The 13877-nt window shown below is 44.9% G+C and carries 13 protein-coding genes; 4 read left to right on the top strand and 9 right to left on the bottom strand.

Translation table 11 applies throughout. The annotated features are described in order from the left end of the window. Positions 1 to 398: 398 nt before the first annotated feature. The 9 genes from mioC to RH85_RS16225 form a co-directional block, all read right to left on the bottom strand. The gene (gene mioC / locus RH85_RS16260) at positions 399 to 833 is read right to left on the bottom strand and encodes an FMN-binding protein MioC (RefSeq protein WP_006713793.1); all 435 of its coding nucleotides are present in this window, start codon (positions 831 to 833) and stop codon (positions 399 to 401) included. Between the two features lie 83 nt (positions 834 to 916). Beyond that, positions 917 to 2278, bottom strand: coding sequence for a tRNA uridine-5-carboxymethylaminomethyl(34) synthesis GTPase MnmE (gene mnmE / locus RH85_RS16255; RefSeq protein WP_006713792.1), 1362 nt, complete (start codon positions 2276 to 2278; stop codon positions 917 to 919). A gap of 118 nt (positions 2279 to 2396) precedes the next feature. Next, positions 2397 to 4016 (bottom strand): membrane protein insertase YidC, encoded by a 1620-nt coding sequence (gene yidC / locus RH85_RS16250; protein ID WP_006713791.1) that lies wholly within the window; start codon positions 4014 to 4016, stop codon positions 2397 to 2399. Between the two features lie 2 nt (positions 4017 to 4018). Further along, entirely contained in the window at positions 4019 to 4276 is a 258-nt protein-coding gene (yidD, locus tag RH85_RS22425) for a membrane protein insertion efficiency factor YidD (RefSeq protein WP_006713790.1), read from the bottom strand. Further along, positions 4243 to 4566 (bottom strand): ribonuclease P protein component, encoded by a 324-nt coding sequence (rnpA, locus tag RH85_RS16245; protein ID WP_231893138.1) that lies wholly within the window; start codon positions 4564 to 4566, stop codon positions 4243 to 4245. The genes yidD and rnpA overlap by 34 nt, the downstream gene beginning before the upstream one ends. A gap of 46 nt (positions 4567 to 4612) precedes the next feature. Next, on the bottom strand, positions 4613 to 4747 hold the full coding sequence (rpmH, locus tag RH85_RS16240) for a 50S ribosomal protein L34 (protein ID WP_005378825.1): 135 nt from the start codon (positions 4745 to 4747) through the stop codon (positions 4613 to 4615). Positions 4748 to 4974: 227 nt separating this feature from the next. Further along, positions 4975 to 5712 carry an amino acid ABC transporter ATP-binding protein gene (locus RH85_RS16235; RefSeq protein WP_006713789.1) on the bottom strand — a complete coding sequence of 246 codons (738 nt, stop codon included), beginning with the start codon at positions 5710 to 5712 and terminating at the stop codon, positions 4975 to 4977. Then, the gene (locus RH85_RS16230; RefSeq protein WP_006713788.1) at positions 5709 to 6380 is read right to left on the bottom strand and encodes an amino acid ABC transporter permease; all 672 of its coding nucleotides are present in this window, start codon (positions 6378 to 6380) and stop codon (positions 5709 to 5711) included. The genes RH85_RS16235 and RH85_RS16230 overlap by 4 nt, the downstream gene beginning before the upstream one ends. 77 nt (positions 6381 to 6457) lie before the next feature. Beyond that, positions 6458 to 7216 carry an amino acid ABC transporter substrate-binding protein gene (locus RH85_RS16225; RefSeq protein WP_006713787.1) on the bottom strand — a complete coding sequence of 253 codons (759 nt, stop codon included), beginning with the start codon at positions 7214 to 7216 and terminating at the stop codon, positions 6458 to 6460. Positions 7217 to 7641: 425 nt separating this feature from the next. On the opposite strand from RH85_RS16225, the gene dnaA reads away from it, so the two are divergent. The 4 genes from dnaA to gyrB all read left to right on the top strand — a co-directional run bounded on the left by dnaA (position 7642) and on the right by gyrB (position 13754). Continuing rightward, positions 7642 to 9048, top strand: coding sequence for a chromosomal replication initiator protein DnaA (dnaA, locus tag RH85_RS16220; RefSeq protein ID WP_006713785.1), 1407 nt, complete (start codon positions 7642 to 7644; stop codon positions 9046 to 9048). An 86-nt stretch (positions 9049 to 9134) separates the two neighbouring features. Continuing rightward, positions 9135 to 10235 carry a DNA polymerase III subunit beta gene (gene dnaN, locus RH85_RS16215; protein ID WP_005597301.1) on the top strand — a complete coding sequence of 367 codons (1101 nt, stop codon included), beginning with the start codon at positions 9135 to 9137 and terminating at the stop codon, positions 10233 to 10235. A 1-nt stretch (position 10236) separates the two neighbouring features. Next, complete coding sequence (gene recF, locus RH85_RS16210) at positions 10237 to 11316, top strand: DNA replication/repair protein RecF (protein WP_006713784.1); 1080 nt, start codon at positions 10237 to 10239, stop codon at positions 11314 to 11316. Between the two features lie 17 nt (positions 11317 to 11333). Continuing rightward, positions 11334 to 13754, top strand: a complete 2421-nt coding sequence (gene gyrB, locus RH85_RS16205; protein WP_006713783.1) for a DNA topoisomerase (ATP-hydrolyzing) subunit B — start codon at positions 11334 to 11336, stop codon at positions 13752 to 13754. Positions 13755 to 13877: the final 123 nt, after the last annotated feature.

Here is a 13877-nt window from a genome sequence, read left to right as displayed (position 1 = left end):
AAAGGCTTTTGTGTTTTTTAAGTTTAGTGGCTGAAAGCTAATATATATAAGATCTATATATATGATCTTTTATTAGATCTATTATTAGGATCGACGATCTCTGTGGATAAGTGAAAAATGATCAACAAGATCATGGATCTTTTATGGATCATATCATGTGATCTTACTTTGATCATGATGAGGATTAGCTGGGATCAAAATAGGTAGTTATACACAGGGGTAGTTGACGATCAAAGTTGTTATTGGGATAACTATAGGTTAATCACCGGATAACCGACTAGTTATGCACAGTTCGCTTGGTTGTTTTTTGTTCGATCGGAGAGGTCATGATTGGCAATTTCTATCCACAGAGGAAAAAAAAGGCCAGCAAGCGCTGACCTTATAAAGCAAATTGATGCTTAAAACTGGCTAAGATTATCGCTTAACCAAGCTTCTGCAGCATCTTCCGGAACGGAATGTGCCAATATATCGATGGTAAAACAGTCAGAAATGGCATTTGCCCCGATATCTAATAGCAGTTCATGGGCATGTTTACCGGCGGCACAAAAGGTATCGTAGCTTGAATCACCAATCGCCAGTACGGCAAATTTAACCTCGGCCATCTTTGGAGGAGTCGTTTGTAGCGCCTCAATAAATGGACGGATATTGTCAGGATAGTCACCGGCACCATGGGTTGAAGTGATGATCAACCAAGCACCATCATTCTTGATCTCATCCAATTTAGGCTGATTGTGAATGGTCGTTTCAAAGCCTTTTTCTATCAGCAGATCACTAAGATGATCACCGACATACTCAGCACCACCTAGGGTACTGCCAGTAATGATATGAATCATTTGATTTCCTTATTGCCAATGCTTCGTTATGAAAACGTTGGTGAGACAAAATAAAAAACGCGCCTCAAGGACGCGTGATTCGATTATTTACCGATACAGAATGAAGAGAAGATACGTCCAAGTAGGTCGTCAGAGCTGAATTCACCGGTGATTTCATTGAGGTGCTGCTGAGCGATACGCAGTTCTTCCGCTAAAATTTCCCCCGCCATGTAGCCTTCAAGCTGCTCTTGACCGATATCGAGGTGATTGGCGGCTTTTTCTAGTGCCTCTAAATGACGACGACGAGCCATAAAGCCACCTTCGTGGCCACCAGCAAAGCCCATGCACTCTTTTAAGTGACTACGCAATGCATCGACCCCTTCGCCTGTCTTCGCGGATAGACGGATAAGTGTTGGCATGTTGACATGGCAGATACCAAGATCTTCACCGGTTTGATCCGCTTTGTTGCGAATGACCGTCATGCCGATGCTATCAGGTAAACGATCAACAAAATCAGGCCAGATTTCTTTTGGATCGGTTGCATCCGTGGTGGTGCCATCAACCATAAAAAGGACACGATCGGCTTGTTTTATTTCATCCCAAGCGCGTTCAATACCAATTTTTTCTACTTCATCGGACGCTTCACGCAATCCGGCGGTATCAATAATGTGTAACGGCATGCCATCAATATGGATATGTTCACGTAAAACATCACGTGTTGTACCGGCAATATCAGTCACAATGGCAGATTCTTTACCTGACAAGGCATTCAGTAGGCTTGATTTACCCGCGTTAGGACGGCCTGCTATCACCACCTTCATGCCTTCACGCATGATAGAACCTTGGTTAGCCTCTTGGCGTACGGCTGCGAGGTTATCAATGATGGCCTGTAAATCAGCAGAGACTTTGCCGTCTGCCAGAAAATCAATTTCTTCTTCAGGGAAATCAATCGCGGCTTCGACATAGATACGCAGATAGATAAGGGAATCGACCAAGGTATTAATACGTTGTGAGAATGCACCTTGCAGTGACTGAAGTGCTGATTTGGCGGCTTCTTCCGAGCTGGCATCAATAAGGTCTGCAATCGCTTCGGCTTGCGCCAAATCCAGTTTGTCATTCAAGAAAGCGCGTTCTGAGAACTCTCCTGGACGGGCGGTGCGAATGCCGTCAATTTTTAGAATGCGCTTAATCAGCATATCCATGACTACTGGACCACCATGGCCTTGTAGCTCTAAAACATCCTCACCAGTAAAAGAATGAGGGTTCGGAAAATAGAGCGCGATGCCTTGGTCTAGTTGGTTGCCTGCTTCATCGCAAAATGGCAGATATTCCGCGTAGCGAGGACGCAGAGTTTTGCCTGCGACTTCAAGTGCGACTTTCTCGGCCAACGGGCCTGAGACGCGAATAATACCGACACCGCCACGACCAGGTGCGGTAGCTTGAGCGACAATGGTATCTGTAGTCATAAAGAGTGCCTGTGGTTCAATGTGCCATTTCGGCATGATAAAAACATGATTAGCTGAATTGTAATCAGCTCAAATAAAAAAGGCGACCTTTTGGCCGCCTTTGTCTTTGATTTATTGCTTACTTAGTGTGTAAGCCTTTCTTTTCCAGCGCTTTATAAATTAGCGATTGCTGGATAAGCGTCACGATGTTCGATACCAACCAGTACAGAACTAGGCCTGACGGGAAGAACAGGAAGAAGAAAGTAAACATAACCGGCATAAAGGTCATGATCTTCTGCTGCATTGGGTCAGTAACGGTTGTTGGGCTCATTTTTTGAATCATGAACATTGATGCACCCATCAGTAGCGGCAAGATGTAGTAAGGGTCTTGCGCTGATAGATCGTGAATCCAACCGAAGAATGGCGAGTGACGAAGCTCAACCGATTCCATTAGTGCCCAGTAAAGAGCAATGAAGATAGGCATCTGTAGAATTAGAGGTAAACAGCCGCCTAGCGGGTTTACTTTCTCTTTCTTGTACAGTTCCATCATCTCTTGGCTCATACGTTGACGGTCATCGCCAATACGTTCACGCATTGCTGCCAACTTAGGTTGTAGCATGCGCATTTTTGCCATAGAGGTGTATTGCGCTTTTGTTAGTGGGTACATAGCACCACGAACAATGAACGTTAGGAAGATGATTGCCACACCCCAGTTACCCACGAAACCGTGAATAAATGACAATAGTGAGTGCAGTGGCTTCGCGATAAACCATAACCAACCGTAGTCAACTACTAGGTCTAGGTGCGGAGCAACTTCAGCCATTTGAGTTTGTAGTTTAGGACCAACCCATAATGTTGCTGTGAAGTTTGCGGTATCACCTGTTGCGATGGTTTTATTTGGCATGCGCACACCGATGTCAGCAAGGTTGCCAATCACACGGGTGTACAAGTTAGTACCAGGTTCATCACGAGGAATCCAAGCTGATGCGAAGTAGTGCTGGATCATTGCTGCCCAACCTTGACCATCAGTCAGGTTAAGAGACAGGTTGCGATCTTGCATATCGTCAAAGCTGTATTTCTTGTAGTTAACGTCTTGCGTTGAGTAAGCACCGCCACGGTAAGTTGGCATTGTAATGCTGCCGCCGTCATCCATTACGTTTTGACGTAGATGAGCGTACATACCGAAAGTGGCGTTGTTACCAGAGTTGTTGACTACATCGTATTCAACGTTAACAGCGTAGCTGCCGCGTTTTAGGATGATAGTTTTTGTGTACTCAAGGCCGTTTGCCGCGTAAGTCATTGGGATGCGTAGTTCATCTTGACCATCCGCGAGCGTAAAGCTGTCAGCGCTAACTGTGTAAGCAGGACGATTAGTGCTGCTTAGATCGATGCCTTGTGGGCCAACAAGGCCACTTTGAGCAATAAATTGATGACCAGGTTCGTTTTTCAGTAGCTCAAAACGCTCTGGAGAATCTAATTCTGCTGAGTATTGGTTTAGATCAGCTTGAACAACATCACCACCAACCGCATCAATAGACAGAGTTAATACATCCGTTGTTACAGTAATGATTTTTGCAGCTGCCTGTTGAGATGGCGCTGGGTCAAGCTCATCGGCAAAAGATGGTGCAGGTAGGGAGCTGCTTGATTGAGCCTGTTCAATCGCTTGCGGCGCTGGATTCTTAGCTACATTCCATTGCTGGTAAAGTAGAAAGGACACCAAAGCCAGAGCGATTAACAGGATATTACGTTGAGAATCCATCGTTATTTATCTCTGTCTTGTTTTTGAATTGGTGGAACGGGGTCAAAGCCCCCTTCACTTAGAGGGTGGCATTTTAATAGACGTTTGCTGGATAACCAACATCCTTTTACAAAACCGTGAGCTTTCAGCGCTTCTACAGCGTAAGTAGAGCAAGTTGGATGGAAACGACAGCGTGGTCCGATTAGAGGACTAATGAGGCCTTGATAGAGTCGGACGACGCCGATGGCTAGCCACGTGATGGGCGAGACAGACGCTGCCATAGCTTTTCAAATAGGTTAAACATTTCGTCATTGCTTAAATCTTGCGCAGATTTCTTGGCAATTACAACAAAATCTTTGTTTGGAAGTTGATGTTGATGATTACGGAAACTTTCACGAGATAGACGCTTAAAGCGGTTGCGACCAACAGCAGTTTTGATTTGCTTCTTAGGAACAGCCAAACCTAGTCGAGGGTGAGATAGGTTATTATTGCGTGCGATGATGGTGAAATGAGGTGAGCCTGCTCGATGAGCTTGCTGGAAGACGTTTTGATAATGCTCGGGAGTTAACAAGCGTAACTCCCGATTGAACGCGTACGTATTCAAAATAAATTAATTATTATTTTGACAGGCGCGCACGGCCTTTTGCACGACGTGCATTGATAACCTTACGGCCGTTCTTAGTAGCCATGCGTGCACGGAAGCCGTGAGTACGCTTGCGCTTTAGAACTGTAGGTTGAAAAGTGCGTTTCATGATTAATACCTTACTGATCAGTAGTTTTAGGTTCTTTAGTTAACCCGGCGTGGGCATGTAGTCTTCTTTATATATATAGAGGACAACCGACGCCTCTCAACAAAGAGGCGGAATTGTAATCACACTCACAAATTGTGTCAACGACTCATGTGTGTGAAATTCCGCGTCGAGCGATTATACGTAGTGTGAGCAAAATCTCAAGGATCAAACGATCCTTATCTTGATCTTTATTCTGCGGCCACTTGATTGAGAAATTTTTTCAATCTTGGATCTTGTGGATTATTGAACAGCTCTTGAGGCGATCCTTGTTCAACAATATGACCATCTGCCATGAAGATCACGCGATCCGCGACTTCCTTAGCAAATTGCATTTCGTGTGTTACCACCAACATGGTTTGATGTTGAGTGGCGAGTTGCTTCATCAACTGCAATACTTCTCCGACCCATTCTGGGTCGAGTGCGGAAGTTGGCTCGTCAAATAATAGCAATTCTGGCTGCAATGCCATTGCTCTACCGATCCCAACTCGTTGCTGTTGACCGCCAGAAAGCGCGGCTGGATAACTATCTCCTTTGTCACCAAGTCCAATATTATCAAGGATTTGTTGCGCTTTTTTTAATGCTTCACTTTTTTTCCAACCCCGAACTGTGATCAAACCTTCGGCAATGTTTTGTCGTGCCGTCATATGGGCAAATAGCGCATAGTTTTGAAACACAAAGGCAGTTTTTCGTCGTAGTGATAGCACTTCTGCTTTGGTGTGTTTAACGCTATCTACCGTCACATCATCAATTTGAATCGAACCTTGGTCGGCCTGCTCTAAGAAGTTCACACAGCGCAATAAAGTCGATTTACCGGTGCCACTTGAACCAATAATGACAATGATCTCACCTTTGCTAATCTCAAGATTGATGCCTTTTAGCACCTCGGTATTAGCAAAATGTTTATGAATATTATTTAATCTGATCATCGTAGATAGGCCCTATTTAATTTTACTTCCGCCCATGTTTGCACACGGGTCAAAATCACGACTACGCCCCAATAAATCAAAGCAACGGCTAAAAATGCTTCAAAAAAGCGAAAACTGGACGAGGCTTCCATCTGCGCTTTGGCCATGATTTCCGCCACACCTAAGGTAAATGCCAGCGAAGTTGATTTGATCATATCGATAAAATAATTCATCAATGATGGCAGAGCGACTCGGGTTGCTTGCGGCAAAATAATGCGACGCATTGCCTGTGAAGTCGTCATCCCAACCGACAAACTCGCTTCCATCTGGCTGCGATCAATGCCAATAATCGCAGCTCGTATGGTTTCTGCCATATACGCAGCAAAGTGCAAAGTCAGGCCAATAACAGCAGCGCTGAATGCATCAACCCCCACCATGATTGGAAAAATTTGCGGCAAGCCATAGTAAAGTAGGAATAATTGCACCAGTAGTGGTGTGCCACGGAAAAAACTAATGTAGAGCTGACTGAGTTGATCAAGCACTGGAATGCGAAACACACGAATATTGGCCAATATCACCGCTAAAGTGAGGGCGAAAACCAATCCTAGCGTGGCCATTTCCATCGTGGTACCGAGATATTTAAGCAGGATCGGTATCAGTTCCAGCATGTAGTTAAAATCGAATCCCATAAATTCCTACCTAAAAGAGAAAACAAAAGGTGGAATCAGATTCCACCTTTATTGTTGTTAATGGTGCTGCTGGGGGCTTAATGAGTGATATCAGCACCAAACCATTTTTCAGAAATGGTTTTCAGGGTGCCATCGGCACGCATGTCAGCCAAAGCTTGGTTTACTTCGCCTTGTAATTGCTTACCTCGAGCGTTGTCGATAAATGGCCAAGCGTTTTCGATGGTTTCAAATGGTTCACCAGCAAGTTGCAGCGGTAATCCGGTCTTTTTAATTAACTCTAGTGCAGAGAGACGGTCCATCACAAATGCATCGGCGCGACCTAACGCGACATCGTGCTCGATACCGGTATCGTAGGTTTTGATCGTAATTTTATTTTCTTTATCGTAGCTACGCAGTAGCTGCTCAAAGTTCGATCCTAGATTGACCGCCACGGTTTTGCCTGCGAGATCATCGACTGATTGAATACCGTCATTGCCTTTACGAACGGTGATTTGTGCGCCATCAACCACATACGGATCGGCAAACAGGAACTTAGCCTGGCGCGCATCCGTTATAGTAATTTGGTTGGAAATGGTATCGATTCTTCCGGTTTCCAGTAAGCCAAATAAACCAGAAAAACTCGCCGTAACGTACTCTATTTGATAACCATTTCGTTGACCTATTTCATCCCATAAATCCACTTCAAACCCTTGTAATTTATCTTTTTCCACAAAGGTAAATGGGAAGTAACGGCCCGACATACCGACCTTAACCTCAGTAATGGCGGCATCGGCAGCTTGAACGGTGGCAGCAGAGAGAGCGATGGCAGCAACGGCTGCTTTAATCCAGTTTTTCATATTGTGACTCCATGTAATTATGGAAATAAATACTACTGTCTAGCGGCTTGATTAGATAAATAACCAAGAGTGATAACCTAGACAGGTTAGTAATAAGTTTATTGATAGATATTTATCCACCATGAAGTGAATCAATGATTAGACGCTACGGATTTAGTTAAGACGACGTTGTGGATAACGTGCTAAAAAAAACATTCATTCACAGAGTTATCACCAAAGTGATGATCTGGGGAAAAAAGCCCAAATGTGGATCAAATTGTGGGTAAGGCTGGGGTGAGGTGTGATGATCCAGCGAATAATGACAAAAAAATTGTGAATAACTTGGATCTTATTCACTGGATCACCGATCAATCGCTGGTGATCTTGGTTATCAACAGGTAAAATCGCCAATCTTTTCCGATCTATTTACTTCGAGTGGGGGCACTGTGTCATCTTCGCTTTGGTTGCAATGTTTGCAACAGCTTCAAGAAGAGCTACCAGCTACAGAATTCAGTATGTGGGTACGTCCGCTACAAGCGGAGCTCAGTGATAATACACTTACCTTATTTGCACCTAACCGTTTTGTATTGGATTGGGTACGCGATAAGTATCTCAATAGTATTAATCGTCTACTGCAAGAATACTGCGGTAACGATATCCCGAACTTACGTTTTGAAGTAGGTAGTCGTCCAGTCGAAGCGCCAAAACCTGCGCCGACCAAACGCACACCAGCGGATGTGGCGGCTGAATCTTCAGCTCCAGCGCAGCTACAAGCGCGTAAGCCGGTACATAAAACTTGGGATGATGACAAAGCGTTGGCGGATATTAACCACCGTTCAAACGTCAATCCAAAGCACAAGTTTAATAACTTCGTGGAAGGTAAATCTAACCAACTTGGTTTGGCTGCGGCTCGTCAGGTGTCAGATAACCCAGGTACGGCGTACAATCCACTGTTTTTGTATGGCGGCACTGGTTTGGGTAAAACCCACCTATTGCATGCGGTTGGTAATGCGATTATTGATAACAAGCCAAACGCGAAAGTTATCTACATGCACTCAGAGCGCTTCGTACAAGACATGGTGAAAGCATTGCAAAATAATGCGATTGAAGAATTCAAACGCTACTATCGCAGTGTTGATGCATTACTTATCGATGATATTCAATTCTTTGCCAATAAAGAGCGATCTCAAGAAGAATTCTTCCATACCTTCAATGCGTTATTGGAAGGAAACCAACAGATCATTCTAACGTCTGACCGTTACCCGAAAGAGATCAATGGCGTAGAAGATCGCCTAAAATCACGTTTTGGCTGGGGTCTTACGGTTGCGATCGAGCCACCTGAGCTTGAAACGCGCGTGGCGATCTTGATGAAGAAAGCGGAAGATCACCAAATTCATCTCGCCGATGAAGTGGCGTTCTTTATTGCGAAACGTCTACGTTCAAATGTTCGTGAACTAGAAGGCGCATTGAACCGCGTGATTGCTAATGCCAATTTTACCGGTCGCCCAATCACGATTGATTTTGTACGTGAGGCATTGCGTGACTTGCTGGCTCTGCAAGAGAAGCTGGTTACCATCGACAATATTCAAAAAACCGTAGCGGAATACTACAAGATTAAAGTGGCTGACTTACTGTCAAAACGCCGCTCACGTTCTGTTGCGCGTCCTCGTCAGTTAGCAATGGCACTATCGAAAGAGTTGACCAACCACAGCTTGCCTGAAATTGGCGATGCATTTGGTGGTCGTGACCATACAACGGTACTGCATGCATGTCGTAAAATCGCTCAACTGCGTGAAGAAAGCCACGATATCAAAGAAGATTACTCTAACTTGATTCGTACCCTTTCATCGTAATTCGCGGTATTCTAGACAGTTGCTAATATTGGCTAAAGAATCGTAGCCAAACGTAAAGCCATAACGAATTCAAACAAGAGCGCATTATGAAATTTTCCATTGAACGTAGTCATCTACTTAAACCCCTGCAACAAGTGTCGGGTGCTTTAGGTGGGCGTCCAACACTGCCTATCTTAGGTAACCTCTTGCTTAAGGTTGAAGAAAATACCTTATCCATGACGGCCACCGATTTAGAAGTAGAGTTGATCAGCCGTGTCACGCTCGAAGGGGATTTTGAAGCCGGTAGTATTACTGTGCCATCGCGTAAGTTCCTCGATATTTGCCGTGGTTTGCCTGATGACTCTGTAATCACCTTTATTTTAGAAGGCGATCGCGTTCAAGTGCGCTCTGGCCGTAGTCGCTTCTCATTGGCGACATTGCCAGCGAATGATTTCCCTAATATTGAAGATTGGCAAAGTGAAGTTGAAGTATCACTGACCCAAGCAGAACTGCGCGGTTTGATTGAGAAGACACAATTCTCTATGGCGAACCAAGATGTACGTTATTACCTTAACGGCATGCTGTTTGAAATTGATGGTACTACACTACGTAGCGTGGCGACCGATGGTCACCGTATGGCGGTTTCTTTAGTTTCTCTAGGCGCTGATTTTGCTACTAAGCAGATCATCGTTCCGCGTAAAGGCGTACAAGAATTGGTGAAACTGCTGGATGCACCTGAGCAGCCGGTTGTTTTGCAAATTGGTAGTTCAAACGTCCGCGCAGAAGTGAACAACTTTGTCTTCACCTCTAAGTTAGTGGATGGCCGTTTCCCTGATTATCGCCGCGTAATGCCGCAAACTACCACTAAAACGCTAGAAGCGGGTTGTGATGAGTTGCGCCAAGCCTTTTCTCGTGCGGCGATTCTTTCCAATGAAAAATTCCGTGGTGTGCGCGTTAATCTCGCTGATAACGAAATGCGCATTACGGCGAATAACCCAGAGCAAGAAGAAGCGGAAGAGATGTTAGACGTGACCTTTGAAGGTGATGCGATCGAAATCGGCTTTAACGTGAGTTATGTTCTGGATGTGCTCAATACGCTTCGTTGCGAAAAAGTACGCTTATCAATGTCAGATGCCAACGCCAGTGCGTTGATTGAAAACGCTGATGATGACAGCGCACTCTACGTGGTGATGCCAATTAGACTCTAGCATGCCGCTTTCTCGTCTTATTATTCAGCAATTTCGAAACATTAAAGCCTGTGATATTGACCTATCAGCAGGCTTTAACTTTCTTATTGGCCCGAACGGCAGCGGTAAAACCAGTGTCTTGGAAGCGATTTATTTGCTCGGACATGGCCGCTCTTTTAAGAGTTCGCTAACTGGACGCGTGATCCAAAATGAGTGTGACGAGCTGTTTGTACATGGCCGTTTTTTGAACTCGGATCAATTTGAGCTACCAATTGGCATTAATAAGCAGCGCGATGGCACGACAGAGGTTAAAATAGGCGGTCAATCTGGGCAAAAATTAGCTCAGTTAGCTCAGGTGTTACCATTGCAACTTATTCATCCTGAAGGGTTTGATTTGTTGACCGATGGGCCGAAGCATCGCCGTGCATTTATTGATTGGGGTGTCTTCCATACCGAAAGCGCCTTTTTTGATGCTTGGGGTCGTTTTAAGCGATTAAACAAGCAACGCAATGCGTTACTGAAAACCGCGCGTAGTTATCGAGAACTCAGTTACTGGGATCAAGAGATGGCGCGTTTGGCTGAGAATATAAGCCAATGGCGGGCTCTGTATATCGAGCAAATGAGCGCCAAAGCTGAGCAACTATGTAAGCTATTTTTGCCAGAATTTGATATTCAATTGAAGTATTATCGAGGGTGGGATAAGGACACGCCTTATCAAGAAATCCTTGAGAAAAACTTCGAGCGTGATCAATCGTTAGGTTACACCTTTAGTGGGCCAAACAAAGCAGATCTACGCATTAAGGTAAACGCAACACCAGTTGAAGATGTGCTATCACGTGGTCAACTTAAGTTGATGGTGTGTGCATTGCGCGTCGCGCAAGGACAACACTTAACGGAAATGACCGGAAAGCAATGCATTTACCTCATTGATGACTTTGCATCGGAATTAGATAGTCAACGTCGTAAGCGTCTCGCAGACTGCTTAAAGGAGACGGGGGCTCAAGTTTTTGTAAGTTCTATAACCGAAAGCCATATTGCCGACATGCGCGGTGAGAATGGCAAGATGTTCCATGTGGAACATGGCACAATAGAGCAACGATAAATAGCGGAAGATAATTCATGTCTGAAAATTACGATTCATCGAGTATTAAAGTACTGAAGGGTCTGGATGCGGTTCGTAAGCGTCCAGGTATGTACATCGGCGACACGGATGATGGCACCGGTCTTCACCACATGGTTTTTGAGGTGGTAGATAACTCAATTGATGAAGCGTTGGCTGGTCACTGTAAAGACATCGTTGTGACAATCCATGAGGATAACTCAGTTTCAGTCAGTGATGATGGTCGTGGCATTCCAACCGAATTGCACCCAGAAGAGAACGTTTCAGCAGCTGAAGTTATCATGACGGTTCTTCACGCTGGTGGTAAGTTTGATGATAACTCGTACAAAGTATCGGGCGGTCTACACGGCGTAGGTGTTTCAGTAGTAAACGCACTATCAGAAAAAGTAGAACTAACGATTTGGCGTGGTGGTCATGTTCATACACAGACTTACTGCCATGGTGAGCCTCAAGCGCCTCTTGCGGTGATTGCCGATACCGAAAAAACCGGTACAAAAATCCGTTTTTGGCCAAGTGATCAAACGTTTACTAACGTTCTTGAATTCCATTACGATATTCTTGCCAAGCGTCTACGCGAACTCTCTTTCTTGAACTCAGGTGTATCAATTAAATTGATCGATGAGCGTGAAGAAGATAAGAGTGACCACTTTGAGTTTGAAGGTGGTATCCAAGCTTTCGTTGAGCACCTAAATACCAATAAAACGCCAATCATTGATAAAATTTTCCACTTCGATTTCGAACGTGAAGATGGCATCACCGTTGAAGTAGCGATGCAGTGGAACGATGGTTTCCAAGAGAACATCTACTGTTTCACTAACAACATCCCTCAACGCGATGGTGGTACTCACCTTGCGGGTTTCCGTGCAGCACTAACGCGTACGCTAAACTCATTCATGGATAAAGAAGGCTTCTCTAAGAAAGCGAAAACTGCGACTTCAGGTGATGATGCACGTGAAGGTCTAACTGCGGTTGTTTCAGTGAAAGTGCCTGATCCAAAATTCTCAAGCCAAACCAAAGACAAACTGGTTTCATCTGAAGTGAAATCTGCAGTTGAATCAGCAATGGGTGAGAAACTGGCTGAGTTCCTAATTGAGAACCCAACTGAAGCTAAGATGGTTTGTTCAAAAATCATCGATGCAGCGCGTGCTCGTGAAGCCGCTCGTCGAGCTCGTGAAATGACTCGTCGTAAAGGCGCATTAGATTTAGCCGGTCTTCCAGGTAAATTGGCAGACTGCCAAGAGAAAGACCCTGCGCTTTCTGAACTCTACATTGTGGAAGGGGACTCTGCTGGCGGCTCAGCCAAGCAGGGGCGTAACCGTAAGAACCAAGCGATTCTGCCACTAAAAGGTAAAATCCTAAACGTAGAGAAAGCGCGCTTCGATAAGATGCTTTCTTCTCAAGAAGTGGCAACGCTTATCACAGCACTAGGCTGTGGTATCGGTCGTGACGAATACAACCCAGATAAACTGCGTTACCACAACATCATCATCATGACGGATGCTGACGTCGATGGTTCGCACATTCGTACGCTACTGTTGACCTTCTTCTACCGTCAAATGCCAGAGTTGATTGAACGTGGTTACATCTACATCGCTCAGCCACCACTTTACAAAGTGAAGAAAGGTAAGCAAGAGCAGTACATCAAAGATGAAGATGCAATGAACCAGTATCAAGTGTCGTTGGCACTGGATAACGCTGCACTGCACGTTAACCCAAAAGCGCCTGCACTATCTGGTGAATCACTAGAGAAGCTAGTTCAACAATACAATGCGACGATTAAGCTAGTTGATCGTATGAGCCGTCGTTACCCTCGTGCGATGATTCATGAACTGCTTTACATCCCGCGCATTACGGTTGAACAGTGTAAAGATACCGCTGCAGTTCAAGCGTGGACTCAAAACCTCGTTGATCAACTTAATGCAAAAGAAGTCGGCGCAAGCCAATACAGCTTTGAAGTGGAAGCAAACGAAGAGTTGGGTATCTTCTTACCTAAGATCGTTGTTCGTACTCACGGTGTGACGCACTACTACCCATTGAGCGCAGATCTACTGAATTCAAAAGAATACGGTAAACTAGCCTCTCTTTCTGAAGCGTTAGATGGCCTGATTGAAGAGGGCGCGTACATTAAACGTGGTGAGCGTACTCAGCCAGTGACAAGCTTTGCTGCTGCACTAGAGTGGCTAATCAAAGAGTCGCGTCGTGGCCTAAGCCTACAACGCTACAAAGGTCTAGGTGAGATGAACCCAGATCAGCTTTGGGAAACCACTATGGACCCAGAAACGCGTCGCATGATGCAAGTAACAATTGAAGATGCGGTTGGCGCAGACCAGTTGTTTACTACCTTGATGGGCGACCAAGTTGAGCCACGTCGTAACTTCATCGAAGAGAACGCACTGAAGGTTGCCAACTTGGATGTGTAGACGCTGATTTGTCGTCTAAATTTAAAAACGCAGACAGTAATGTCTGCGTTTTTTATTGAAGAAGAACGAGATAAAAGAGTCAGGGATCTTGGGTTACAAAGAAAAAATTTTCAGCACATCGCT

The organism is Vibrio ichthyoenteri ATCC 700023 (assembly GCF_000222605.1).
GTDB classification, from domain to species: domain Bacteria; phylum Pseudomonadota; class Gammaproteobacteria; order Enterobacterales; family Vibrionaceae; genus Vibrio; species Vibrio ichthyoenteri.
The sequence above is the reverse complement of the archived record's forward strand: the minus strand, read 5'-3'. Positions and strand labels throughout refer to the sequence as shown.

Excerpts from the sequence above, each read along its gene's own strand:
- rpmH (WP_005378825.1), bottom strand. The coding sequence starts at position 4,747 with ATGAAACGCACTTTTCAACCTACAGTTCTAAAGCGCAAGCGTACTCAC.
- yidC (WP_006713791.1), bottom strand. The coding sequence starts at position 4,016 with ATGGATTCTCAACGTAATATCCTGTTAATCGCTCTGGCTTTGGTGTCC.
- dnaN (WP_005597301.1), top strand. The coding sequence starts at position 9,135 with ATGAAATTTTCCATTGAACGTAGTCATCTACTTAAACCCCTGCAACAA.
- gyrB (WP_006713783.1), top strand. The coding sequence starts at position 11,334 with ATGTCTGAAAATTACGATTCATCGAGTATTAAAGTACTGAAGGGTCTG.
- RH85_RS16225 (WP_006713787.1), bottom strand. The coding sequence starts at position 7,216 with ATGAAAAACTGGATTAAAGCAGCCGTTGCTGCCATCGCTCTCTCTGCT.
- mioC (WP_006713793.1), bottom strand. The coding sequence starts at position 833 with ATGATTCATATCATTACTGGCAGTACCCTAGGTGGTGCTGAGTATGTC.
- mnmE (WP_006713792.1), bottom strand. The coding sequence starts at position 2,278 with ATGACTACAGATACCATTGTCGCTCAAGCTACCGCACCTGGTCGTGGC.
- recF (WP_006713784.1), top strand. The coding sequence starts at position 10,237 with ATGCCGCTTTCTCGTCTTATTATTCAGCAATTTCGAAACATTAAAGCC.
- RH85_RS16235 (WP_006713789.1), bottom strand. The coding sequence starts at position 5,712 with ATGATCAGATTAAATAATATTCATAAACATTTTGCTAATACCGAGGTG.
- RH85_RS16230 (WP_006713788.1), bottom strand. The coding sequence starts at position 6,380 with ATGGGATTCGATTTTAACTACATGCTGGAACTGATACCGATCCTGCTT.
- yidD (WP_006713790.1), bottom strand. The coding sequence starts at position 4,276 with ATGGCAGCGTCTGTCTCGCCCATCACGTGGCTAGCCATCGGCGTCGTC.